At 72.1% G+C, this 23731-nt stretch carries 28 protein-coding genes; 1 reads left to right on the forward strand and 27 read right to left on the reverse strand.

All coding sequences use genetic code 11. From position 1 onward, the window contains the following. Positions 1-51: 51 nt before the first annotated feature. The 3 genes from KSE_RS15500 to KSE_RS15510 form a co-directional block, all read right to left on the reverse strand. On the reverse strand, positions 52-711 hold the full coding sequence (locus KSE_RS15500; protein WP_014136261.1) for an adenylate kinase: 660 nt from the start codon (positions 709-711) through the stop codon (positions 52-54). Then, a complete protein-coding gene (gene secY, locus KSE_RS15505; protein ID WP_014136262.1) occupies positions 711-2018 on the reverse strand; it encodes a preprotein translocase subunit SecY in 1308 nt (435 codons plus the stop codon). The genes KSE_RS15500 and secY overlap by 1 nt, the downstream gene beginning before the upstream one ends. Before the next feature lie 191 nt (positions 2019-2209). Further along, the gene (locus KSE_RS15510; RefSeq protein ID WP_014136263.1) at positions 2210-4306 is read right to left on the reverse strand and encodes a PIG-L family deacetylase; all 2097 of its coding nucleotides are present in this window, start codon (positions 4304-4306) and stop codon (positions 2210-2212) included. Positions 4307-4366: 60 nt separating this feature from the next. Between KSE_RS15510 and KSE_RS15515 the strand changes: the two genes are divergently transcribed. Continuing rightward, positions 4367-6484: a PIG-L family deacetylase gene (locus KSE_RS15515; RefSeq protein ID WP_014136264.1), complete on the forward strand. Its 2118-nt coding sequence runs from the start codon at positions 4367-4369 to the stop codon at positions 6482-6484. 10 nt (positions 6485-6494) lie between these two features. On the opposite strand, the gene KSE_RS45845 is transcribed toward KSE_RS15515, so the two are convergent. The 24 genes from KSE_RS45845 to rplC form a co-directional block, all read right to left on the reverse strand. After that, positions 6495-8900: a glycosyltransferase family 4 protein gene (locus KSE_RS45845; RefSeq protein ID WP_014136265.1), complete on the reverse strand. Its 2406-nt coding sequence runs from the start codon at positions 8898-8900 to the stop codon at positions 6495-6497. Then, positions 8897-10657 (reverse strand): stealth family protein, encoded by a 1761-nt coding sequence (locus KSE_RS15525; protein WP_014136266.1) that lies wholly within the window; start codon positions 10655-10657, stop codon positions 8897-8899. The genes KSE_RS45845 and KSE_RS15525 overlap by 4 nt, the downstream gene beginning before the upstream one ends. Beyond that, the gene (locus KSE_RS38480) at positions 10654-12282 is read right to left on the reverse strand and encodes a putative polysaccharide biosynthesis protein (protein ID WP_014136267.1); all 1629 of its coding nucleotides are present in this window, start codon (positions 12280-12282) and stop codon (positions 10654-10656) included. Before KSE_RS38480 ends, KSE_RS15525 begins: the two co-directional genes overlap by 4 nt. 66 nt (positions 12283-12348) lie before the next feature. Beyond that, positions 12349-13923 carry a stealth conserved region 3 domain-containing protein gene (locus KSE_RS15535; RefSeq protein WP_231873174.1) on the reverse strand — a complete coding sequence of 525 codons (1575 nt, stop codon included), beginning with the start codon at positions 13921-13923 and terminating at the stop codon, positions 12349-12351. Between the two features lie 295 nt (positions 13924-14218). Further along, a complete protein-coding gene (gene rplO / locus KSE_RS15540; protein ID WP_014136269.1) occupies positions 14219-14671 on the reverse strand; it encodes a 50S ribosomal protein L15 in 453 nt (150 codons plus the stop codon). Positions 14672-14673: 2 nt separating this feature from the next. After that, entirely contained in the window at positions 14674-14856 is a 183-nt protein-coding gene (rpmD, locus tag KSE_RS15545; protein ID WP_014136270.1) for a 50S ribosomal protein L30, read from the reverse strand. Continuing rightward, positions 14856-15476 (reverse strand): 30S ribosomal protein S5, encoded by a 621-nt coding sequence (rpsE, locus tag KSE_RS15550; RefSeq protein WP_014136271.1) that lies wholly within the window; start codon positions 15474-15476, stop codon positions 14856-14858. The genes rpmD and rpsE overlap by 1 nt, the downstream gene beginning before the upstream one ends. A 48-nt stretch (positions 15477-15524) precedes the next feature. Then, positions 15525-15908 (reverse strand): 50S ribosomal protein L18, encoded by a 384-nt coding sequence (rplR, locus tag KSE_RS15555; protein ID WP_014136272.1) that lies wholly within the window; start codon positions 15906-15908, stop codon positions 15525-15527. A 3-nt stretch (positions 15909-15911) separates the two neighbouring features. Further along, the gene (gene rplF / locus KSE_RS15560) at positions 15912-16451 is read right to left on the reverse strand and encodes a 50S ribosomal protein L6 (protein WP_014136273.1); all 540 of its coding nucleotides are present in this window, start codon (positions 16449-16451) and stop codon (positions 15912-15914) included. A gap of 22 nt (positions 16452-16473) precedes the next feature. Next, positions 16474-16881 carry a 30S ribosomal protein S8 gene (gene rpsH / locus KSE_RS15565; protein ID WP_014136274.1) on the reverse strand — a complete coding sequence of 136 codons (408 nt, stop codon included), beginning with the start codon at positions 16879-16881 and terminating at the stop codon, positions 16474-16476. A 265-nt stretch (positions 16882-17146) separates the two neighbouring features. Next, a complete protein-coding gene (locus tag KSE_RS15570) occupies positions 17147-17332 on the reverse strand; it encodes a type Z 30S ribosomal protein S14 (protein ID WP_008747480.1) in 186 nt (61 codons plus the stop codon). 3 nt (positions 17333-17335) lie between these two features. Beyond that, entirely contained in the window at positions 17336-17905 is a 570-nt protein-coding gene (gene rplE, locus KSE_RS15575; protein ID WP_014136275.1) for a 50S ribosomal protein L5, read from the reverse strand. Then, a complete protein-coding gene (gene rplX, locus KSE_RS15580) occupies positions 17905-18216 on the reverse strand; it encodes a 50S ribosomal protein L24 (protein WP_033257984.1) in 312 nt (103 codons plus the stop codon). Before rplX ends, rplE begins: the two co-directional genes overlap by 1 nt. A 15-nt stretch (positions 18217-18231) precedes the next feature. Beyond that, positions 18232-18603: a 50S ribosomal protein L14 gene (rplN, locus tag KSE_RS15585; protein WP_014136277.1), complete on the reverse strand. Its 372-nt coding sequence runs from the start codon at positions 18601-18603 to the stop codon at positions 18232-18234. Between the two features lie 102 nt (positions 18604-18705). Further along, positions 18706-18978, reverse strand: a complete 273-nt coding sequence (rpsQ, locus tag KSE_RS15590; protein WP_014136278.1) for a 30S ribosomal protein S17 — start codon at positions 18976-18978, stop codon at positions 18706-18708. Beyond that, a complete protein-coding gene (rpmC, locus tag KSE_RS15595; RefSeq protein ID WP_014136279.1) occupies positions 18978-19202 on the reverse strand; it encodes a 50S ribosomal protein L29 in 225 nt (74 codons plus the stop codon). Before rpmC ends, rpsQ begins: the two co-directional genes overlap by 1 nt. Then, the gene (rplP, locus tag KSE_RS15600) at positions 19202-19621 is read right to left on the reverse strand and encodes a 50S ribosomal protein L16 (RefSeq protein WP_014136280.1); all 420 of its coding nucleotides are present in this window, start codon (positions 19619-19621) and stop codon (positions 19202-19204) included. Before rplP ends, rpmC begins: the two co-directional genes overlap by 1 nt. Positions 19622-19626: 5 nt before the next feature. Next, positions 19627-20460 carry a 30S ribosomal protein S3 gene (rpsC, locus tag KSE_RS15605; protein WP_014136281.1) on the reverse strand — a complete coding sequence of 278 codons (834 nt, stop codon included), beginning with the start codon at positions 20458-20460 and terminating at the stop codon, positions 19627-19629. Further along, positions 20460-20807 (reverse strand): 50S ribosomal protein L22, encoded by a 348-nt coding sequence (gene rplV / locus KSE_RS15610; protein ID WP_014136282.1) that lies wholly within the window; start codon positions 20805-20807, stop codon positions 20460-20462. The genes rpsC and rplV overlap by 1 nt, the downstream gene beginning before the upstream one ends. Positions 20808-20899: 92 nt before the next feature. After that, positions 20900-21181, reverse strand: coding sequence for a 30S ribosomal protein S19 (rpsS, locus tag KSE_RS15615; RefSeq protein ID WP_014136283.1), 282 nt, complete (start codon positions 21179-21181; stop codon positions 20900-20902). Positions 21182-21192: 11 nt separating this feature from the next. Continuing rightward, the gene (gene rplB, locus KSE_RS15620; protein ID WP_014136284.1) at positions 21193-22029 is read right to left on the reverse strand and encodes a 50S ribosomal protein L2; all 837 of its coding nucleotides are present in this window, start codon (positions 22027-22029) and stop codon (positions 21193-21195) included. 45 nt (positions 22030-22074) lie between these two features. Beyond that, positions 22075-22392, reverse strand: a complete 318-nt coding sequence (gene rplW, locus KSE_RS15625; protein WP_014136285.1) for a 50S ribosomal protein L23 — start codon at positions 22390-22392, stop codon at positions 22075-22077. Further along, the gene (gene rplD / locus KSE_RS15630; RefSeq protein WP_014136286.1) at positions 22392-23069 is read right to left on the reverse strand and encodes a 50S ribosomal protein L4; all 678 of its coding nucleotides are present in this window, start codon (positions 23067-23069) and stop codon (positions 22392-22394) included. Before rplD ends, rplW begins: the two co-directional genes overlap by 1 nt. Positions 23070-23074: 5 nt before the next feature. Beyond that, positions 23075-23722 carry a 50S ribosomal protein L3 gene (gene rplC, locus KSE_RS15635; RefSeq protein WP_014136287.1) on the reverse strand — a complete coding sequence of 216 codons (648 nt, stop codon included), beginning with the start codon at positions 23720-23722 and terminating at the stop codon, positions 23075-23077. Positions 23723-23731: the final 9 nt, after the last annotated feature.

Consider the following 23731-nt stretch of genomic DNA (forward strand, 5'->3'; position numbering starts at 1 on the left):
CCGGGTCGCCCGCTGCGGGGCGACCCGGCCGTCTCACGACGCGTCGTGGCGTCAGGCGTTCTTGTTCTTCTCCAGGGCGGCGACCGCGCGCTCGGTCACCTCGTCCACCTTGCCGAGGGCGGAGATGGTGACCAGCAGGCCCTGCTGCTGGTAGTAGCCGATGATCGGCTCGGTCTTGGAGTGGTACTCCTCCAACCGGACCCGCACGGCCTCCTCGGTGTCGTCCGAGCGCTGGTACAGCTCGCCGCCGCACTCGTCGCAGACGCCCTCGGTCTTCGGCGGGTTGTACACCACGTGGAACACGTGGGCGCCGTCGTTGCGGCACAGCCGGCGGCCGGCGATCCGCTTGACGACCTCGTCCTCGGGGACTTCCAGGTCCAGCACGCCGTCCAGCGCGATGCCGTTCTCGGCCAGGATGGCGTCGAGCGCCTCGGCCTGGCCCAGGTTGCGCGGGAAGCCGTCCAGCAGGAAGCCGTTGGCGGCGTCCGGCTGGAGCATGCGGTCCTTGGCCATCCCGATGGTGACCTCGTCGGGCACCAGGCGCCCGGCGTCCATGTAGGACTTCGCCTCGACACCCAGCGGGGTGCCCTGGCTGATGTTGGCGCGGAACAGGTCACCGGTGGAGATGTGGGGAATGGACAGGGTCTTGGCCAGAACGTGCGCCTGAGTACCCTTCCCGGCCCCGGGGGGTCCGACGAGGACGATTCGCATCAGCGGAGGAACCCTTCGTAATTGCGCTGCTGGAGTTGGCTCTCGATCTGCTTCACAGTTTCGAGTCCGACGCCGACGACGATGAGCACGGAGGTGCCGCCGAACGGGAAGTTGGTCTGCTGTCCGAAGGCGACCAGGGCGACCATCGGGATCAACGCGATGAGGCCCAGGTAGAGGGAACCCGGCCACGTGATGCGGGTGAGCACGTAGTTCAGGTACTCGGCCGTCGGCCGGCCGGCCCGGATGCCCGGGATGAACCCACCATACTTCTTCATGTTGTCGGCGACTTCTTCGGGGTTGAAGGAGATCGCGACGTAGAAGAAGGCGAAGAAGACGATCAGCACGAAGTACGTCGCCATGTAGACCGGGTGGTCGCCCTTGACGAAGTGGTTCTTGATCCAGATCGCCCAGTCCGCCTGCGAGTTGGTCAACTGGACCACCAGCGCGGGGATGTACAGCAGCGACGAGGCGAAGATGACCGGGATGACACCGGCCTGGTTGACCTTCAGCGGGATGTAGGTCGAGGTGCCGCCGAAGGAGCGCCGGCCGACCATCCGCTTCGCGTACTGCACCGGGATCCGGCGCTGGGCCTGCTCGACGAAGATGACCAGGCAGACCACGATGATGCCGACCGCGATGACGGAGGCGAACTCGCCCCAGCCGTCGAGCAGCTTGCCGGACTCCTTGATCGCCCACATCGAGCCGGGGAAGCCGGCCGCGATGGAGGTGAAGATCAGGATGGACATGCCGTTGCCGATGCCGCGGTCGGTGATGAGCTCACCGAGCCACATGATCACGGTGGTGCCCGCGGTCATGATGATGACCATGGTGGCGATCCGGAAGATCGACTGGTCGGGCACGATGTTGCCGCCCTCGGGGCAGCCCGAGAACAGGGCGCCGCTGGAAGCGGTCGCCAGGATGCCGGTTCCCTGCAGAACGGCGAGGGCGATGGTCAGGTAGCGGGTGTACTGCGTGATCTTCGCCTGACCGGACTGCCCCTCCTTCTTCAGGGCCTCGAGCCGCGGGATGACCACGGTAAGGAGCTGCAGGATGATGCTGGCCGTGATGTACGGCATGATGCCGAGCGCGAAGATCGTCAGCTGCAGCAGCGCGTTGCCGCTGAACAGGTTGACCAGCCCGAAGAGTCCTTCCTTCTGGCCGTTGACGCACGCGTGAACGGCCTGGAAGTTGATCCCGGGCATGGGAACGTGGGCGCCCAGCCGGAACAGCACCATGATGCCCAGCGTGAACAGCAGCTTCTTGCGCAGGTCGGGCGTCTGGAACGCCCGCGCGAACGCACTGAGCACGGTGCCTCCTGCGCCTCCCGCGCGTCGTCGGCGGAAGGGTCGGTCCTGATAAGGGGGGTAGCGAACTCCACGGACTCTAACAGTGAGCAGCCTCTCCGCAGAAGCGTGCACTGCGCCTCCCCCACTCACGGGGTACGGCTTGCCCCGTTTTCACCGGTACTCGGGGGGCGCCGCGGCGGACCCGGCGGCGCTCAGAGCGTCCGCCAGGGCCCGAACGGGGCGTCCGGGGCCGCGTCCCGCTGCCGCGCCAGGTGGATCCGGGCGTCCGGGCCGAGCACCGCGAGCACCCGGCGGCCGTGCCGGTCGACCGCCGCGGACGGCGCCTGCAGCAGCTCGCCGCCGAGCCGGGACCACACCGGGGCCGGCCGGCCCGGCCGCCCCTCCCCCGGCGGCAGCGACACCGACAGGCCGCCGGTGTCGTCGCGGTGCGCCAGCAGCACGTCGCCCGCGCCGCGGCCCGGCACCGGGAGCGCGGCGACCGGGCCGGTGCCGCCGCGGCCGCCCAGCCCGGCCGGCCGCTCCGGCCAGCCGCCCCCGCGCGGGTGCTGCCGGTAGGCCATCACCTGCGCGGTGCCCGGCTGCCGCAGGTAGAGGGTGATCCGGTCGGGCTCGCCCTCGACGGCGGTGATCCCGCCGCTGGCCGGGTGCATGGTGGTGAGCGAGAAGTCCCGGGTGAACCCGGCGCCCGGCCGCTTCTGGTACCAGCGGCGCACCGTCTGCTTGCCCGGGGCGTACACCTCGACCCGGCCGCTGGCGGTGGTCAGCGCCACCGGGGAGTCCTGCAGGAAGTCGCCGCCGAGCGACTCCCAGCCGCCCGCGCCGGCCGTCCGGTGCGAGAGGCCCTGCGCGTAGTCGCGGACGAAGACGTGCAGCGCGCCGCGGCCGTCCACCGCGGCGGCGGGCACCCCGGGTTCGCGGCGGGTGCGGGGGTCGGGGCGGTCGGCGTCCGGGTTGCCGAGCGGGGTCCACGGCCCGAAGGGCTCGCCGGGGGCCGGCGAGCAGGCGTGCACCAGGTCGACCTCCGGGCCGGCCGGCAGCCCGCGGCGGCGCAGCCCGACCAGGTGGGCGGAGCCGTCCGGGCCGGCCGCGGCGGCCAGCACCGGGGCCAGCCAGTCGCCGTCCAGCCGCCGGGGGCCGGACCAGCCCTCGCCGTCCGGGTGCTGCTCCCACACCTCGGCCCGGCCGGCCAGCACCGCCCAGACCAGCAGGGTGCCGTCGGCGCGGCGCAGCAGCCGGCCGGTGCCGGGGGCGTAGCGGTGCGCGGTGGAGAGCAGGTGGGTGGAGCGGTACGGGTTGGTGCCGAGCTGGAGGTCGCCGAGGTCGCCGTCGGGGTCGGGGACGCCGTCGGCGCCGGCGTAGGTGTGCAGCAGGTCGGCCTTGTCGGCGGCGACGGCCCGGCTCAGGTTGAACGCCCAGTAGCGGTTGGCGTAGCCGCGGTAGTGGTCGACGGCCGGGGCGGCGCCGGTGCGCTCGGCGTGGCGGCGGACGGCGGCGAGGGTGAACTCGGCGGTGACGGTGTGCTCGTGGTGGTCGGAGTAGGCGTACTCGGACTTGCCGCCGTCGTGCTCCGGGTCCGGGTCGAGGGTGCGCACCACGGTGGGCGCGGCGTCCTCCATCAGCCCGGCCAGGGCCTCGATCAGCTGCTCGCGGTCGAACTCCTGGGCCTCCCGCACCGGGGAGCCGGCCACCGGCAGGGTGCGGGCCCGCTCCACCTCGCCGAGCCAGAGCTGGCGCAGGCCGCGGGGGGTGCGCCGGTCGTCGGTGACCTGGTGGGCGGTCTGCACGAAGCACAGCCGCACGTGCTGGGCGGCCAGCAGGGTGTCGACCTCGACGGTCAGGCCGCCGGGGAGCCGCACCGCCTCCCGGTGCCAGGGCGCGTCCGCCGACCCGGCCGCCATCCGCGCGTAGGCCCGGCGCAGGCCGTTGTGCCGGGCCGCGCTGTACCGGGCGTGGTCCTGCGGGGCCTTGTCGCGCGCCCAGTAGCCGGTGTCGAGGTTGCGGCCGTCGCCCTCGGCGGCGGTCAGCACCACGGTGAGCAGTTCGGCCCCGGCGGCGATCGAGCGGGCGGTGTCCGGGTTGACGAAGTACAGGTCGTCGTCGGGGTGCGCGACGACCTGGAGCACCGAGCCCGGGTCGGGCCGGCGGCGCTCGCCGGCCGGGGCGGCGGCGGAGGCCGGGGCGGCGGTGGGGGCCGCCGGGGCGGCGGCGTCGGCGGCCGGGCGGGGGGCGAGGATCCGGCGCAGCCGTCCGCGCAAGGGGGTCCGCTCGGCGTTCCGCGGCTCGTTCATGGCCCGTCAACTCCCTCGCCCCGTCACCCTCTCCGGGGTGACTGCCTAAGATTCCGTCCCATGGATTTTCTCCGCCTCACCACCACCCGCCGCAAGCTCCTCACGGCCTCGATCGTCGGCCTCGGGTCGGTGGGCGCGCTGGAGTGGGCGGGCTGGGCACTGACCCACCGCGACGAGCGGCCCGGGCCGTCGGCGGTTCCGGCCCCGGTCCGGGAGACCGGGCCGTTCCAGGACGCGTCCCGGCTGTCCTTCCTGCAGATAGTGGCGCACCCGGACGACGACCTGTACTTCGTCAACCCCGGCCTGCAGCAGGCGATCGCCCGCGGCTGCCGGCTGGCGACCGTGGTGGTGACCGCCGCCGAGGGCGACGGCGTCAACGTCGACACGGACGACCCGGGCCGGTCCGCGGTTCCCGCCGACTACGCGAAGTACAGCGCGGCCCGGCACAACGGGCACCGGGCGGCGTACGCCCGGATGGCGACCGGTTCGGCGGACGCGGCCTGGACGCTGGAGGCGGTCGCGCTGGGCGGCGGGCTGACCGCCGAGCACTGCACCCTGGCCGAACGGCCCGGGCTGCACCTCTACTTCCTGAACATCCGCAAGCAGGAGCAACCCTACCGAGGCGTGCTGGAGCTGTGGTCGGGCGCGGTGGCGGCGATGGACACCCTGCCGGTGCCGGGTTCGCCGGTGAAGGACGTCCAGTCGGTCGGCCGCGAGCAGGTCGTCGAGGCCCTCGTCGACCTGCTCGGCCGGCACCGCCCGCACGTGGTGCGCACCCTCGACCCGGACCCGGAGCACGACCCGGGGCTGCCCGGCATCGAGTCCTCGGACCACCGGGACCACACCGCGGTCTCCCAGTTCGCGCTGCGCGCGGTCGCCCGCCACCGGGACGCCACCGGCGACGCGCCCGCCGTCGACCACTACCGCGGCTACGCGAACCGGTTCTGGCCCTACGACCTGTCCGGCCCGGACGTGGCCGGCAAGGCCGAGTCGGTGCTGACCTACGCGGGCGCCGACGGCCGGCCCTGCCCCGGACACGACTGCGGCGACTACCAGTTGGGCCCGGACCCGCTGCGCTCGACCCACATCTACAGCACCAAGCTGCGGCACGAGCCGACCACCGACTGGCTGGTCCGGGACGCCGACGGGCGGCTGGCGGCGTTCGCGGTGCTGGCCGGCCGGGTGGTGGGCTGGCGGGAGCGGACCGCCGGGCGCGGGGACTGGACCGGCGGCGAGCCGGTCGACCAGGGGCGCGGCGAGGGCTGGATGCTGCCCGTGGTCAGCGCGCTGTGCGGCCCGGACGGGCGGCTGCACCTGGTCGGGCTGCGGCGCACCGAGGACGGCAGCGGCGGCGGCGCGACCCTGGACGTGGTGCACGCCGTCCGGGAGCGCGGCGCCGAGTCGTTCGGGCCGTGGGAGTCGGTCGGCAACCCGGACGCCGGCAGGCGGCAGGAGCAGCGCGAACTCGGCGTGCCCGCGGCCGCGGTGGACGGCGAGGGGCGGCTGCACGTGCTGGTGCGCGACTTCTCGCAGGGCCTGAGCCTGCGGGTGCGCGGCGCGGACGGCGGCTGGGGCGAGTGGGCCCCGCTCGGCGGCACCGCGGTGCAGGACGGGCCGTCCGCGTACACCGGGCGGGACGGGCTGGTCCGGGTCTTCGTGCCGGACAAGCACTCCACCCGGTCCTGGACCCAGCAGTCGCCCGGCGGCCCGTTCGGCCGGAACACCGCGGTGCCGACCGGGCTGGTCGCCAGCGGGCGGGTGACCGCGCTGGAGGACGGGCAGGGCAGCCCGCTGCTGGTGTACCGGGAGGCGAAGACCGCCGCGGTCCGGGTGCAGCGCCGCTCCGGGCCGACCGGTCCGTGGCCGCAGGAGTCGGAGGACGTCGGCGGCGCGGACGGGATCGGCCCGGTCGCGGCGGTCTGGGTCGGCCACGACGCCACCGACGCGCTGCTGGCCCGGCTCGGCACCGACCTGTCGCCGTACGCGCTGGTCCGGAACGCGGCCGGGGTGCGGGTGCCCTGGGCGCGCCCGACCGACCTGGCGGTGCTGCGCTCGGCCGCGCTGGTGACGGGGCCGGGGGGCGGGCCGGTGGCGGCGGTGCTGGGCGCGGACGGCCACCCGCGGGTGGCCGGCTACGACGCGGCGGCCGGGGCGTTCGGCGAGTGGCGGGCGCTGTGAGCGCGGCCGGTCAGTCCCGTTCGACCACCTGGAAGGAGAGTTCGCCCTTGCCGGTGCAGTACGGGCGGACGTCGATCCGGGCGGCGGGCAGCACCAGGGCGTAGCCGGGGACGCCGCCGTCGACCAGGGACGCCGCCGGGTACTCCAGGATCGGTTTGGCGTCGGTGAAGTCGTCCAGGATCCGGGCGAGCCGCAGGGGCGCGGCCGGGTCCGCGGCGGGGGCGGCGGGGGCGGGGGCGGCCACGGCTCCAGGGGCGGCCGGGCCGTCCGGGTCGGCGTCGAGGTCGACCAGCGCGGTCTGGTTGTCCAGGCCGGCCCGCAGGCCGGTGTCGACGTCGAGGGTGCGGGCGGCGTCGGCGGCGGTCCGGTCGGGGTCCGGTCCGGCGGGGGCGGGCAGCAGCCAGGCGTCCCAGTCCTCCCAGCGGTTGAGCCGGGCCAGCGCGAGGTCCTCGGCGGACAGCTCGAACCGGAACCGGCGGCCGGTGGCGCGGCCGGCGAACTCCAGCACGGTGCCGGTCGCGCCCCGGCGGCGCAGCCGCAGCCGGGGCCGGTCGGCCAGCGCCACCGGGCCGACCACCGCGCCCTCGATGCCCAGCCGCCCGTCGGCGCCGACCAGCACGGCCGTGCACTCGGCGTGCCGGGTCCGCCGCCAGGAGCGCAGGGCCAGGTGGCCCTCCTTGGTGACGTACGGGGTCAGCCAGTCGACGGCGGGCAGCGAGCCGGGGTCGGCGAGGAAGCGCTCGCGGTCGGCGACCAGCCGCCGGGTCTCGCGCAGGCCGGCGGTGACCCGGGAGCGGACGCCGGAGGCGGTCTCCAGGACGACGGTCCAGCGGCCCTCGTACAGGGCGGCGCGCAGCTCGGGGCCGAGCCGGACGGCCAGCCGGACCTTGCCGGGCGGCGGGTCCGCGACCGGGGCGGCGGGCAGGTCGACCAGCCGGGTGCTGCGCAGGTCGCCGACCTCGCGCAGCAGCAGCCGCAGGCCGTCGGCCTGGTCGGCGGGCAGGTCGACGGCGAGCAGCGGGTCGGGGTCGGTGAGGTCGAGGTGGGCGGTGGCCGCGGTGACCCGGACGGCGGCGCCGGCCGCGGCGGCGACCAGGGCCAGACCGCCCTTGCCGACGGTGCCGGGGGTCCAGAAGCGGCGGACCCAGCCCATCGCCCGGACGGTGCCGCGGGCCAGCTGGCCGTCGGCCGGGGGGTGCGCCCCGGCGCCGGGGTCGGCGGGGACGGCACCGGCGTCGGCTCCGGCTCCGGCTCCGGCGGGGCGCAGGCCGCGGCGGGCGGCGGCCTCCCGGAACAGCCCGGCGTAGCGTTCGGCGATCCGCCCGGGGTCGTAGCGGCGGGAGCCGTCCAGGGCGGCGGCGGCCATCCGGGCGCGCAGCGCGGGGTCGGCCATCAGGGTGCGCAGGCCGGCCGTGATGCCGTCGACGTCGCCGGTGGGGACGAGCAGGCCGTCCTCGCCGTCCCGGATGATCTCGCGCGGGCCGACCGGGCAGTCGGTGGCGACGACCGGCAGGCCGCAGCGCATCGCCTCGACCACGGTCATGCCGAAGGACTCGCGCTCGGAGGTGACCGCGGCGATCGAGCCCTTCGCCCACTCGGGGTCGAGCGGGGCGGCGCTGCCCATCAGCAGGATCCGCTCGGTGGCCCGCAGGTCGCTGATCAGGGCGCGCAGGGCGGCGCGTTCGGTGCCCTGGCCGTAGATCCGCAGCCGCCAGTCGGGGAACTCGTCGCGCAGCCGGTCGAAGGCGCGGATCAGCAGGTCGTAGCGCTTGACCGGGTCGAGCCGGCCGGCCCCGACGACCAGCCGGGAGGCCGGGTCGGCGGGCCGGACGGGCGGTTCGGGGACGCTGTTGGGCACGCACAGCACGGGCACGCCGGGGACCGGGGTGGTGGTCCGGAAGGTCAGGGCGTCGGCCTCGGTGACGGTGGTGACCAGGTCGAGCCGGGGGTAGGCGCGGGCCATCTCGGCGCGCACCTCGACCGGGATGTCCAGGTGCGTCATGTGCTCCTGGGCGACCCGGACGCAGTCCTCGCGGCCGTACCGGGCGACGAACAGGTTCAGGCTGGAGCGGGTGCCGACCACCACGTCCGCGTCGGTGCGCTCCAGGTACTCGCGGATCCGCTGGTCGGAGAGCCGGCTGTACTGGGCGTGGAACTCCTCCTGCGGCGGCACCTCCCCGGTCGGCTCGGCCAGCAGCGGGTGGCCGCGGTCGGCGCCGGAGCCGCCGCCGCGCAGGTCGACCAGCGGGGTCAGCGCGACGCCGGGCGGGATCTCGAACCGGGTGGTCTCCTGGCGGCGGAACACCGAGACGATCTCCACCCGGTGCCGGGAGGAGAGCCCCTGGGCGAGGTTGATCACGGTGCGGTTGGTGCCGCCGATCCCGTAGACGTTGTTGATGAGGAAGGCGATCCTCACGAGACGGCTCCGGGCTTCTCGAACGGGCTGGGCACGGGGAAGTACGCCTCCAGGAAGTTCCGCACGGCCCGGTCGTGGGCGGCGTCCGGCTCGGTGACGGTGTCGTTCAGGCAGAACGCGTCGCGGTCCCGCCCGGCCAGCAGGATGCCCAGCCGGCGCTCCACGTTGGGCAGCCCCAGGTCCAGGTAGGTGTAGGCGAGTTCGCCGGGGGTGGCGCGCCCGGTGTGGTAGGCGAAGTAGTGGTACAGCGAGGACGGCACCGCGACGTCGCCGAGGCCGCGGAAGCGGTTGGCGGCGGTCGCCCGCACCTGCGGGGCGAACTCGGCGGCGAGCTCGGCCAGCACGCTGCGCCGCAGCGGGTACGGGACGTGCAGCATCTTCTGGGTGATCACGGTGCCGAAGCGGCTCCTGACCAGTTCCCGGTTGTTCTTGCCGGCCGCGTTGACCGGGGCGTCGGCCGGGGTCGGCGGCCCGGGCGGGATCAGCGCGTCGGAGGGGAAGAACCGGGTGGTGCCGTTGGCCAGGAAGAACTGCTGCGGGAGCGCGGGCCGGCCGAGGAACATGTCGTCGTTGAAGTACAGGAAGTGCTCGGCGAGGCCGTCGATCCGGTGCAGCTGGGACTCGATGGCGTGCGAGTTGAAGGTCGGCAGGTCGGCCGGGTCGACGAAGATCTCCCGGTGGTCGACCACCCGCAGCCGCGGGTGGGCGTCGGTCAGCCAGCCGGGGCGCTGGCCGTCGGTGACCAGGTGGACCCGGCGCACCCACGGGGCGTACAGGTGCAGCGAGCGCAGCGAGTAGCGCAGTTCGTCGCGGTTGAGGTAGCGGGCGGCGTTCGCGGACTGCCGGTGGTAGGCCCCCGCGCCGGCCGCGGCGGCGCGCCGGCGCTGCCAGCCGGGGTCGGCGCCGTCCACCCAGGTGTAGACCACGTCGATCGGGAAGTCGACGTCCTCGGGGCGGCGGACGGTGAGCTCGGGCCGGGTCCGGACGGTGGCGGGGGTGGGCAGGTACGGGTCGGTGAACTGGCCCAGCCGGCCCAGCGGGACGTCGCTCTCCCGGCCGTGCTCGGGCAGCGTGACCGCGGAGCGGTTGGGCCGGGGGGCGGTGAGGACGCCGGTCGCGGCGCTCCAGAACTCCACCTCGCAGCCGTAGGTGAAGCCCATCAGCAGTTTCGCGCCCGGGTCGGTCCACAGCTGGGCGACCCGGAGGGTGCGGGTGCCGCGCAGCCGTCTCCAGGTGGCCTCCTCGGACATCTCGCGCAGCTCGCCGGCGAGTTCGCCGGCCCGGTCGGTGGCGGCGGCGTAACAGGGGGTGCGGGTGCCCAGGGCGCGCAGCGCGCGTTCGGCGGCGGCCCGCTCGCCGTCCGGGACGGCCACGCAGGTGCGCAGGTCGGACGGGCCGCGCAGGGCGAAGTGCCGCACCCCGGCGTCGGCCAGCGCGGTGGTGACCATCCGCAGCACGTGCTCGCGCAGGTCGACCGGGCGCGGGCGGCGGTGGACCAGCACCACCAGGTTGCCGAACACGGTGGCGCGCGGGACGCCGTCGGCGTCGGTACCGGCCAGCTCCGGCCAGCCGCGCAGCAGCCGCCGGCCGCGGGCGGCGACCAGGCTCCGCGGGTTGGGCACCTCGGCGACGGCCCGCTTGACCCGGCTGCGGACGCCGGCCGGGATCGAGTTGGCCAGCAGGCTGCGGGCCTGCGGGGGCAGCGCGTTGCGGTACACCCCGACCAGCCGCGACCCCTCGGGGTTCTGCGCGTTCACGCCCGGCCCCTTTCCGCCCCGGGGGGCAGGTCGGCCCCGGCGGCGGACCGGTCGGCCCGCTCGTAGGGGGAGCGCACCGGGAAGTAGGTGCGCAGCAGTTCGCGGACCGCCTCGGCGGCGTCGGCGGGGGTCTCGGGGTCGGCCAGGCCGCCGAACTGGAGCAGCGCGGCGTCCCGCCGGGCCAGCATCCGGGACAGCCGGGCGGCGGCGAACGGCGCGTCGGCGCGCAGCGCGACCAGCCGGGCCGAGCCGGGCAGGCCGCGGCCCTCGGCGTACGCCCAGTACTGGTGCAGGCAGTCGTGCGGGTCGGCGGCCAGGCCGGAGCGCTCCGCGCGGGTGCGGGGCGCGCCGGGCGGGAGGCGGTCGGCGAGCGTCGCGCACAGCGAGCGCAGCCGGGCGTGCGGGCCCGGGCGGGCGGTGCCGGCCACGGTGCGGCCGAACTCGGCCTCCAGGACGGTCCGCCAGGGCTCGTCCGGGGACTCGCTGCCGTCGGCGTCGGCGGCGAAGGTCCGCAGGTAGCCGAACGGGGTGAAGAAGAGGTGCGGTTTGGCGCGCTGGCCGAGCATCGCCCCGGCCGGGAACAGCACGAAGTGCTCGGCCAGTCCGGGCAGCAGGTGCAGTCCGGCCCGGACGTCCTCGGGCTGCCGGCCGGGCGGCAGCTCGGCCAGGTGGACCCGCAGCGCGGGGTGGTCGGCGAGCCAGTCGGGGGCCTGCCGGGTGGTGAGCAGGTGGATCCGGCGCAGCCAGGGCGCGTACTGGTGCAGCGAGCGCAGGGTGGCGCGGAGCAGTTCGGGGTCGTCGCCGGGCGCGTCGAGGCAGACCGCGTCGATGTCGAAGTCGGTCTCGTCGGCGCGGCGGACGGTGAACTCGGCGCGGGTGCGCAGCCGCAGGCCGTCGTCGGGGCCGCCCGCGTACTGGGTGAAGACGCCCAGCGGGGCGGTGGTGAGCGGGGCGTCGGCGGGCAGGGTGCGCATCACCCGGTTGTGCCGGGGGCCGGTGAGCCGGTTGCCGCGCCTGGTCCAGAACTCGATCTCGACGGCGACGCTGGTGCCGATGACCAGTCCGCCGCTGGGGTCGGAGCGCAGCCAGCCGACCCGGATCACCTTGGCGCCGTCGAGCCGCCCGAACCGGACGTCCGCCCCGTAGTGGGGCTTGGCGTTGCGGGGCGCGGGCAGCACCTGCTCGACGGTGCCGGGCGCCTCGCGGAACGCCGCGGCCAGCGCCCGGTACACCCGGACCCGGTCGCGGGCGGCGACCGCCAGCGCGGCGTGCCGGTCGTTGACGGCGGGCACCGCGAACCAGTCGACGCCCGCCGCGTCCAGCGTGCGGGCGGTCAACTCCAGGTTGTGGCGCAGCACTTCGAGCGGGGTCAGCTCCTCGTGGACCTGGGCGAGCCGGCCGCCGGGCAGCCGGCGGACCCCGTCGGCGCCGGCCGCGGTGCGCTGCAGCCGGCGGTGGATCCGCTCGGTCCGGTAGCGGTCCGCGGGGGCCGCGGCGACCGCCAGTTGGCGCTTGATCCTGGTGCGCGCGTCCTTCGACAGCTGGGTGCTGACCCGTCGGCGGATCCCGGCCGGGACCAGCGCCCGGTAGGTGTTACCGACGACGTGCGTGGCGTCCGCTGCCATCCCTGCTCTCCCTGTGCTCGGGCCCGCGCCCCTGCGCGGGCCCCCCGTCCGTCCGCCGGCCGCCGCTCACGCCGGCTCCCGCTCGTAGCGGCTGCGGGTCGGGAAGTACGCCTCCAGCCAGGGCCCGAGGACCGCGTTCTGGGCCGCCATGTCCTCCGGCGCGGAGAACGCGTCGTTGACGCAGATCGCGTCCCGGTCGCGCCGGGCGAGCATCCGGGCCAGCCGCTGGGCGAGTTCGGGGTGGGCGAGCTGGACGTAGCCGTACTGGAGCGAACTCGGCACCGACCGGCCGGTGAACAGCGCGTAGTAGTGGTGCAGCGAGGAGGTCACCGAGAGGTCGGTCATCGCGCGGAACCGGCTGCCCGCGGTGCGGGCCCACTCGGTCGGGAAGCGCTCCGCCATCTCGGCCAGCACGCTGCGCAGCAGGGCGTACGGGATGTGGTCCATCGGCTGGGAGTTGACCCGGCCGAAGCACTCCTGGAGCAGGGCCCGGTTGTTCTTGCAGGCCGCGTCGACCGGGGTGTCCTCGGGGGTGACCGGGCCGAGCGGGATGCGCGCCGCGGAGGGGAAGTGCTTGGCGATCCCGGTCGGGGTGAAGAAGGCGTGCGGGCTGAGCGGGCGGCCGACGAACATGTCGTCGTTGAGGTACAGGAAGTGCTCGGCGAGGCCGTCGATCCGGTGCAGCTGGGACTCGATGGCGTGCGAGTTGAAGGTCGGCAGGTCGGCCGGGTCGGCGAAGATCTCCCGGTGCGGGACGATCCGCAGGCCCGGCGCGCTCTCGTCCAGCCAGGCCGGGCGCTGGTCGTCGGTGACCACGTACACGTTCCGCACCCAGGGCGCGTTCAGCCGCAACGACCGCAGCGAGTAACGGAGTTCGTCCCGGCTGAGGAAGCGGGCGTCGCTCGCGGACTCGGCGTGGTAGACCGCGCCGGAGGTCTCGGCCTTGCGCCGCCGCCAGGCCGGGTCGGTGCCGTCCACCCAGGTGTAGACGAGGTCCACCGGGAAGGTGATCGCGTCGATGCCGGTGCGGTCGAACTCGGCGCGGCTGCGCACCGGCCGGCGGTTGACCGGGTCGGTGCCGTGCGGGGACAGCAGCCGGGTGAACAGGTGGGCGGGCAGCTCGACCGGCGGGCCGTCGGCGGCTATCCGCCCGGTGATCCGGTTGGGCCGGGGGGCGCGCAGCCAGGGGCCGTCGGCCGTCCAGAACTCGACCGCGCAGCCGTACTCGTGCCCGAGCGCCAGGGCGCCGGTCGGGTCGAGCAGCGGCCAGGACAGCTGGAGCACCGGGGTGTCGGCCAGCCGGTCCCGGTCGACCGGGTCGGCGGGGCGGGGGCGCTCGGCGGGCCGGCCGGGGCGGACGGCGGTGATCCGGGCGCCGGAGGCCGCGGCCCCGGTGGCGAGGGCGGCCAGCGCGGCGGCCCGGCGGTGCTCCGGGACGCCGACCGCGGAGCTGCGGTCGTCGATGCCCGGCACGGTGAAGTGTTCGACGCCGGCGGCGTCCAGCAGCGCGGTGACCGCCCGGTGGTTGGCCTCGCGGCCGTCCAGCGGGGTCAGCGCGGGCCGGGTGTAGGCGGTCTCGGGGCTGTCCGGGTGCCGTTCCCAGTCCGGCCCCAACGGGCCGGAACCGGACGGTGCGTCCACGGACGAGCCGGGCGCCGCAACCCGCTCGCGCAGGGGTGCCCCGGGAACGACAGCACCCAGCACGGTCACAGCTCCATCGGACGAGCCGGGCGGACCCCGGGCAACGGCCGCCCATCCTAGTCGTCCGTCCAGGCCCGGCACACCGGCTCCCGGTGTGCTCCCGGACACAGCACGGGCGCGGGCACGACAGCGGCGCGCGGGGGCGGACACGGCGCGGGCACGACAGCGGCGCGCGGGCACGGCGAAGGCCCCGGCCCTCCCGTTCGGGAGGACCGGGGCCCCGGTGTCGCGCGCGTCAGAGCAGTTCGGTGACCGAACCGCCGGCCGCGGTGATCTTCTCGGTGGCCGAGCCGGAGACGGCGTCGACCGTCACCTGCAGCGCCACCGCGATGTCGCCCTGGCCGAGGACCTTGACGAGCTCGTTCTTGCGAACGGCGCCCTTCTCGACCAGACCGGCCACGGTGACCTCGCCACCGTTCGGGTAGAGCTCGGCCAGCTTGTCCAGGTTCACGACCTGGAACTGCTTGTGGGCCGGGTTCTTGAAGCCCTTCAGCTTCGGCAGGCGCATGTGGAGGGGCATCTGGCCACCCTCGAAGCGCTGCGGAACCTGGTAGCGGGCCTTGGTGCCCTTGGTGCCACGACCTGCAGTCTTACCCTTGGAGCCCTCACCGCGACCAACGCGGATCTTGTCCTTCTTGGCACCCGGGGCGGGCTTCAGGTTGTGGAGCTTGATCGGCGAGTCCGACATGATCAGTCCACCTCCTCGACCGTGACCAGGTGGCGAACGGTGTGGACCATGCCGCGGATCTCCGGGCGGTCCTCCTTCACCACGGTGTCGTTCAGCCGCTTGAGGCCGAGCGAGCGCAGGGTGTCACGGTGGTTCTGCTTGCTACCGATGTACGACTTGGTCTGGGTGACCTTCAGGCGAGCCATCAGGCGCTCACCCCAGCCGCACGGGCCCGGAGCAGCGCGGCCGGGGCCACGTCCTCCAGGGGCAGGCCACGACGGGCGGCGATCTCCTCGGGGCGCACGAGGCCCTTCAGAGCGGCCACGGTGGCGTGCACGATGTTGATCGCGTTGTCCGAGCCGAGCGACTTCGACAGGATGTCGTGAACGCCGGCGCACTCCAGGACGGCACGCACCGGGCCACCGGCGATAACACCGGTACCGGGGGACGCCGGCTTCAGCAGCACGACGCCGGCGGCCTTCTCGCCCTGGATGGGGTGCGGGATGGTGCCCTGGATACGGGGGACCTTGAAGAAGTTCTTCTTGGCCTCCTCAACGCCCTTGGCGATGGCGGCCGGAACCTCCTTCGCCTTGCCGTAACCGACACCCACGGTGCCGTCACCGTCGCCCACCACGACCAGCGCGGTGAAGCTGAAGCGACGACCACCCTTGACAACCTTGGCGACACGGTTGATCGCGACCACGCGCTCGACGTAAGCGGTCTTCTCGGCGACGGGGGCGCCGCCCCGGTCGTCACGCTTACGGTCGCGCCGCTCGCCACCGGTGCCGCCGCCGGCGCCGCTACCGCGGCGCTGGGGTCCAGCCATTGGAATTACCTCTCTCGTTTACGTCCGCCGACAGAGTCGACGAGCGGCTTAGAAGTCGAGCCCGGACTCGCGGGCCGCGTCCGCCAGGGCGGCGATGCGGCCGGCGTACCGGTTGCCCGCGCGGTCGAAGACGACCGACTCGACGCCGGCGGCCTTGGCGCGCTCGGCGACCAGGCTTCCGACCTTCTTGGCCAGCTCGGTCTTGTCGCCCTCGGTGCCCTTGATGGACACGTCGAGGGTGGACGCCGACGCCAGGGTGTGACCCTTGGCGTCGTCGATGACCTGGGCGACCATGTGGCGGTTCGAACGCGTCACGACGAGGCGCGGACGCACCTCGGTGCCGACGACGCGCTTGCGAACGCGAATGGCACGGCGCTTGCGGGCGGCGTTCTTGTAGGCGTTGCCCTTGCCGATCTTGACAGAGACGCTCATCGCTTACTTACCACTCTTTCCGACCTTGCGGCGGATGACCTCGCCCGCGTACTTGACGCCCTTGGCCTTGTACGGGTCGGGCTTGCGCAGCTTGCGGATCTTGGCGGCGATCTCGCCGACCTTCTGCTTGTCGGTGCCGTCCACGTGGAACTTGGTGGGCGTCTCGACGACGAAGGAGATCCCCTCCGGCGCGGTGACCAGGATCGGGTGGCTGTAGCCCAGCGCGAACTCCATGTCGGAGCCCTTCGCCGTGACTCGGTAGCCGACGCCGCTGATCTCCAGCGACTTGCGGTAGCCCGCGGTCACGCCGGTGATCATGTTCGCCACCAGCGTGCGCGACAGGCCGTGCAGGGCCTTCGACTGACGCTCGTCGTTCGGGCGAGTGACGACCAGAGTGCCGTCCTCGTCCTTGCCGATCTCGATCGGCGCGGCGACGACGTGGGTGAGCGAGCCCTTGGGGCCCTTCACCGAGACCGTCTGGCCGTCGATGGTGACGTCCACACCAGCGGGAACCTGGATGGGCAGCCGTCCAATGCGCGACATTGCTGTACCTCCGTTTCCCGAATTACCAGACGTAGGCGAGAACTTCTCCGCCTACGCCCTTCTTGGCGGCCTGCTTGTCGGTCAGGAGGCCGGAGGACGTGGAGATGATCGCCACGCCCAGGCCGCCGAGAACCTTCGGCAGGTTGGTGGACTTTGCGTACACACGCAGACCCGGCTTGCTGATGCGCTTGATGCCGGCGATGGAACGCTCGCGGTTGGGGCCGAACTTGAGCTCGATGGTCAGCTTCTTGCCGACCTCGTTCTCGGTGGGCTCCTCAACCTTGTAGGAGGAGATGTACCCCTCCTGCTGCAGGATCTCGGCGACGTGCGCCTTGATCTTGCTGGCCGGCATCGCCACGGAGTCGTGGTACGCCGAGTTCGCGTTACGCAGACGCGTGAGCATGTCTGCGATGGGGTCGGTCATGGTCATGGTGGCCTCAGGCCTCTCCCGCCGTGGTTTCTCCGCACCAGGTCCCCCTCCGCGCACTCGGTGGAGTGCGAAAGGGGCACAAGCGCAGGGGACCTACGACGTAGTAAGACTGAATGTGCGCGGGCCCTCACAGGAAGGCCGCGGGTCGCCCGGAGGGGACGCCGCAGCAGGGGCCCGACCCCAACACCTTACGGGATCCCTCGCGGGAACCCAAAAGCGTCGAGGTCGGGCAACTGCTCGCTGATGTCAGAACAGCTGGTAGGGACTACCAGGAGCTCTTGGTCACGCCCGGCAGCTCGCCGCGGTGGGCCATCTCACGGAGGCACACACGGCACAGGCCGAACTTGCGGTACACCGAGTGCGGACGGCCGCAGCGCTGGCACCGGGTGTACGCCCGGACGCCGAACTTCGGCTTGCGCTCGGACTTAGCGATCAGGGCCTTCTTCGCCATGGCTCACGCCTCCTTGAAAGGGAAGCCCAGAGCGCGCAGCAGCGCCCGGCCCTCATCGTCGGTCTGAGCGGTGGTCACGACGGTGATGTCCATACCGCGCTGACGGTCGACCTTGTCCTGGTCGATCTCGTGGAACATGACCTGCTCGGTCAGACCGAAGGTGTAGTTTCCACGGCCGTCGAACTGCTTGGGCGAGAGGCCGCGGAAGTCACGGATACGCGGCAGCGCCAGCGACACCAGACGGTCCACGAACTCCCACATGCGGTCACCGCGGAGGGTGACGTGGGCGCCGATCGGCTGGCCCTCGCGCAGCTTGAACTGCGCGATGGACTTGCGGGCCTTGGTGACGGCCGGCTTCTGACCGGTGATCGCGGTCAGGTCCTTGATGGCACCCTCGATCAGCTTGCTGTCACGGGCGGCCTCGCCGACACCCATGTTGACCACGACCTTGACCAGGCCGGGGATCAGCATGACGTTCTCGTACGAGAAGTCCTCGTGCAGCTGACCCTTGACCTCGGAGAGGTACTTCTCCTTGAGGCGGGGGGTCACCTTCTCAACAGTCGTCTCAGACATCAGATGTCCTCACCGGTCCGCTTGGCAACGCGGATCTTGTTGCCCTGGTCGTCAAAGCGGTAACCGACCCGGGTGACGACCTTCTTGCCGTCCTTCTCCACGACCAGCTGGACGTTGGAGATGTGCACCGGGGCCTCGACGGTCACGATGCCACCCTGGGTGCCGGGGCCCGGCTTGGTGTGCTTCTTGACCCGGTTGACACCCTCGACCAGGACCTTGTTCTCGGCGGGGAGGGCCTGGATGACCTTGCCCTGCTTGCCCTTGTCCTTGCCGGTGATGACCTGGACCAGGTCACCCTTCTTGATCTTCATGCTGTTCGCCATGGGTTAGAGCACCTCCGGCGCCAGCGAGATGATCTTCATGAACTTCTTGTCGCGCAGCTCGCGGCCCACCGGGCCGAAGATGCGGGTACCGCGGGGGTCGCCATCGGCGTTCTTGAGAACGACGGCCGCGTTCTCGTCGAAGCGGATGTACGAGCCGTCCGGACGGCGGCGCTCCTTGACGGTGCGAACGACGACGCACTTGACGACGTCGCCCTTCTTCACCGAACCGCCGGGGATCGCGTCCTTGACGGTGGCGACGATGACGTCACCGATACCGGCGTAGCGGCGACCGGAGCCACCGAGAACACGGATGCAGAGAATCTCCTTGGCACCCGTGTTGTCGGCGACGCGCAGTCGCGACTCCTGCTGGATCACAGCTTTCTCCTGATCGTCAACAAGTGTTGACGGGCCGGCCGCTGCTCACACCCGCGCCCCTGGGGGCCTGGTGCACATACGGCCGTACCGCGAACAACCTTGTTACTTGGCCTTCTCGAGGATCTCGACGACGCGCCAGCGCTTCGTCGCGGACAGCGGCCGGGTCTCCATCAGGAGGACACGGTCGCCGACACCGCACGCGTTCTGCTCGTCGTGCGCCTTCAGCTTGTTGGTACGGCGGATGACCTTGCCGTACAGCGCGTGCTTGACGCGGTCCTCGACGGCGACGACGACGGTCTTGTCCATCTTGTCGCTGACGACGAGACCCTCACGGGTCTTGCGGAAACCGCGCGTCTCGTTGGTGTTCTCAGTCATCAGGCGTTCTCCACCGTCTCGATGCCCAGCTCGCGCTCGCGCATCAGGGTGTAGATCCGCGCGATGTCCTTACGGACCAGCCGGAGCCGTCCGTGGTTGTCGAGCTGCCCGGTCGCCGCCTGGAAGCGGAGGTTGAACAGCTCCTCCTTGGCCTCACGGAGCTTGGCAACGAGACCCTCGTTGTCCAGTTCGCGAAGCTCAGCAGCCTTGGTAGCGGCCGACATCAGCTCTCACCGTCCTCGCGCCGAACGATCCGGCACTTCATCGGAAGCTTGTGCGCGGCACGGGTGAGCGCCTCGCGAGCAATCTTCTCGTTCGGGTACGACAGTTCGAACATGACCCGACCCGGGTGCACGTTCGCGATCCACCACTCCGGCGAACCCTTACCGGAACCCATGCGGGTCTCGGCCGGCTTCTTCGTCAGCGGACGGTCCGGGTAGATGTTGATCCAGACCTTGCCGCCACGACGGATGTGACGGGTGATCGCGATACGAGCGGACTCGATCTGACGGTTCGTCACGTAGGCCGGGGTGACGGCCTGGATGCCGAACTGGCCGAACGCCAGCTCGGTGCCACCCTTCGAAGCGCCGCGGCGCTTCGGGTGGTGCTGCTTGCGGTGCTTGACCCGACGGGGGATCAGCATGTCGGTCAGGCCTCCGTTCCGGTGTTCTCGGCAGCGGCCGGAGCCTCGGCGGCAGCCGGGGCCTGGGCCTCGGCAGCGGCCGGACGACGGCCGCGACCGCCGCGCTCGCCACCACGGCCACCGCGCTCGCCACCGCGGGCGGGACGACCGCCCTCGGGACGGGCCGGGCGGTTGCCGGAGCGGGCGGCGGCGTTCTCAGCGCGCACCTCGGCGATGTTCTTGACGTCGCCCTTGTAGATCCAGACCTTCACGCCGATGCGGCCGAAGGTGGTCTTGGCCTCGAAGAAGCCGTAGTCGACGTTCGCGCGCAGGGTGTGCAGCGGCACACGGCCCTCGCGGTAGAACTCCGAACGGCTCATCTCGGCGCCGCCGAGACGACCGGAGCACTGGACCTTGATGCCCTTGGCGCCGGCCTTCATGGTCGACTGCATGCTCTTGCGCATGGCGCGACGGAAGGAGACGCGGGAGGACAGCTGCTCCGCGACGCCCTGAGCCACGAGCTGGGCGTCCAGCTCGGGGTTCTTGACCTCGAGGATGTTCAGCTGGACCTGCTTGCCGGTCAGCTTCTCCAGGTTGCCCCGGATCTTGTCGGCCTCCGCGCCGCGGCGGCCGATCACGATGCCCGGACGGGCGGTGTGGATGTCCACGCGGACGCGGTCACGGGTGCGCTCGATCTCCACCTTCGAGATGCCGGCGCGCTCCATGCCCTTCGTCATGAGACGCCGGATGGCGACGTCTTCCTTGACGTAGTCCTTGTACAGCTTGTCGGCGTACCAGCGGGACTTGAAGTCCGTGCTGATGCCGAGGCGGAACCCGTGCGGGTTAACCTTCTGGCCCATTACCGGGTCCCTTCCTTGCTGCTGACGACCACGGTGATGTGGCTGGTCCGCTTGCGGATCCGGTAGGCACGGCCCTGGGCGCGCGGACGGAACCGCTTCAGGGTCGGACCCTCGTCAACGTACGCCTCGGAGATGTAGAGGTCGTCCACGTTGGAGTGGTTGTAGTTGTGCGCGGCGTTGGCGATGGCGCTGTTGAGCACCTTGCCGACCGGCACGGTGGCGGCCTGCGGAGCGAAACGCAGGACCGCCTGGGCCTCCGTGGCCGGCAGGCCACGGATGAGGTCCACCACGCGGCGGGCCTTCATGGGCGTGACGCGGATGTACCGCGCCTGGGCCCTGGCTTCCATGGTTGTCCCCTTAATGGAGTAAGTCACTTTGTCGTTCTGGCGCTACAGCTCGCGGAGCGAATCGCTCTAAGGCGGAGCCGCTAATCAGATACTTAGCGACGCTTCGACTTGCGGTCTTCCTTCACGTGCCCCTTGAAGGTGCGCGTGGGAGCGAACTCGCCGAGCTTGTGGCCGACCATCGACTCGGTGACGAACACCGGGACGTGCTTGCGGCCATCGTGAACCGCGATCGTGTGGCCGAGCATGGCCGGGGAGATCACGGAACGACGGGACCAGGTCTTGATGACGTTCTGCGTGCCCGCCTCGTTCTGCACGTCCACCTTCTTCTGAAGGTGGTCGTCGATGAAGGGGCCCTTCTTGAGACTGCGCGGCATCTGACCTGCTCCTAGCGCTTCTTGTTGGTCTTGCGGCGGCGCACGATGAGGGAGTCCGACGCCTTGTTCGGGCGACGGGTCCGGCCCTCGGGCTTGCCCCACGGCGAGACCGGGTGGCGACCACCGGAGGTCTTACCCTCACCACCACCGTGCGGGTGGTCGATCGGGTTCATGGCCACACCACGCACGGTCGGGCGGACGCCCTTCCAGCGCATACGGCCGGCCTTGCCCCAGTTGATGTTCGACTGCTCGGCGTTGCCGACCTCGCCGACGGTCGCGCGGCAGCGCGCGTCCACCAGGCGGATCTCACCGGAGGGCATGCGCAGGTGCGCCATGCGACCCTCACGGGCGAGCAGCTGAATGCCGGAACCCGCGGAACGGGCCAGCTTGGCGCCACCGCCGGGACGGAGCTCCACCGCGTGGATGGTGGTACCGACCGGGATGTTGCGGAGCGGCAGGTTGTTGCCGGGCTTGATGTCGGCGCCAGCGCCGTTCTCGACCCGGTCACCCTGCGCGATGCCGCGGGGGGCGATGATGTAGCGCTTCTCGCCGTCCGCGTAGTGCAGGAGCGCGATGCGCGCGGTGCGGTTCGGGTCGTACTCGATGTGAGCGACCTTGGCCGGCACGCCGTCCTTGTCGTGACGACGGAAGTCGATCACGCGGTAGGCGCGCTTGTGGCCGCCACCCTGGTGGCGAGCGGTGACACGACCGGCGTTGTTACGGCCGCCCTTGCTGTGCAGGGGGCGAACCAGCGACTTCTCCGGCGTGGACCGCGTGATTTCGACGAAGTCGGCCACGCTGGAGCCGCGGCGGCCCGGCGTAGTCGGCTTGTACTTGCGGATACCCATTTCTGTCCTCGTCCTTTACGACGATCGCAGTCCCTGACCCGAGGGTCAGGCGACCGGACCACCGAAGATGTCGATGCGGTTGCCCTCGGCCAGCGTCACGATCGCGCGCTTGGTGTCCTTGCGCTTGCCGAAGCCCGTCTTGGAGCGCTTGCGCTTGCCCTGACGGTTCAGCGTGTTCACGGCCTCGACCTTGACCGAGAAGACCGCCTCGACGGCCTGCTTGATCTGGGTCTTGTTGGCACCGGGGGACACGACGAACGTGTACTTGTTCTCGTCGAGGAGCGAGTAGCTCTTCTCCGAGATGACCGGCTTGATCAGGACGTCACGAGGGTCCGTGAACGTCTTGGAGGTGATCTCGCTCATCAGGCGGCAGTCCCTTCGAGCTCGCCCTCAGCAGCAACGGCCTTGGCGGACGCGGCCGGACCGGCCACGAAACGCTCGAAGGCGGCCTGGGTGAAGACCACATCGTCGGAGACGAGCACGTCGTAGGTGTTCAGCTGGCCGGCGTCCAGGATGTGCACGTTCGGCAGGTTGCGAGCGGACAGGATGCCCAGCTCGTCCTCGCGCTCGACCACCAGGAGGAGGTTCTTGCGCTCGGAGATCTTGCCGAACAGGACCTTGGCGGCCTTGGTCGACGGAGCCTCGGTCGCGGTCACGCCGGTGACGACGTGAATGCGCTCGTGACGAGCCCGGTCGGTGAGCGCGCTGCGCAGGGCGGCGGCGATCATCTTCTTCGGGGTCCGCTGCGAGTAGTCGCGCGGCACGGGACCGTGCACGACGCCACCACCGGCGAACTGCGGGGCGCGGGTCGAGCCCTGGCGGGCGCGGCCGGTGCCCTTCTGGCGGTACGGCTTCTTGCCGCCACCGCGGACCTCGCCACGACGCTTGACCTTGTGGGTGCCCTGGCGAGCCGCGGCGAGCTGCGCCACGACGACCTGGTGCATCAGCGGGACGCTGACCTTGGCGTCGAAGATCTCGGCGGGCAGCTCGAGGCTGCCGGCCTTGTCGCCGGCCGGCGACAGGATGTCAATGGTGCTCATATCCTTCACAGCCCCTTCGCCGCGGTGCGGACGAGGACGAGGCCGCCGTTCGGACCCGGGATCGCGCCCTTGATGAGCAGCAGACCCTTCTCCGCGTCGACCGCGTGCACGGTCAGGTTCTGGGTGGTCACGCGCTCGTGACCCATCCGACCCGCCATGCGCATGCCCTTGAACACACGGCCCGGGGTGGCGCAGCCACCGATGGAGCCGGGCGAGCGGTGCTTGCGCTGGGTGCCGTGGCCGGCGCCGAGGCCCTTGAAGTTGTGACGCTTCATGACACCGGCGAAGCCCTTGCCCTTGGAGGTGCCGGTCACGTCGACCTTGACACCCGCCTCGAACAGCTCGGCGGTGATCTCCTGGCCCAGGGTGTACTCGGACGCGTCCGCGGTACGGAGCTCGACCAGGTGGCGGCGGGGGGTGACACCGGCCTTGGCGAAGTGGCCCTGGAGGGGCTTGTTCACCTTGCGGGGGTCGATCTCGCCGAAGCCGATCTGGACGGCGTCGTAGCCGGCCGGGCTGTCGGCGGTGTGGACCTGGGTCACGACATTGGGCCCAGCCTTGACGACGGTCACCGGGACGACCCGGTTGTTCTCGTCCCAGACCTGGGTCATGCCGAGCTTCTCGCCCAGGATGCCCTTAATCTGCTTAGCCATCTTCGGTGC

Source organism: Kitasatospora setae KM-6054 (assembly GCF_000269985.1).
GTDB lineage: Bacteria > Actinomycetota > Actinomycetes > Streptomycetales > Streptomycetaceae > Kitasatospora > Kitasatospora setae.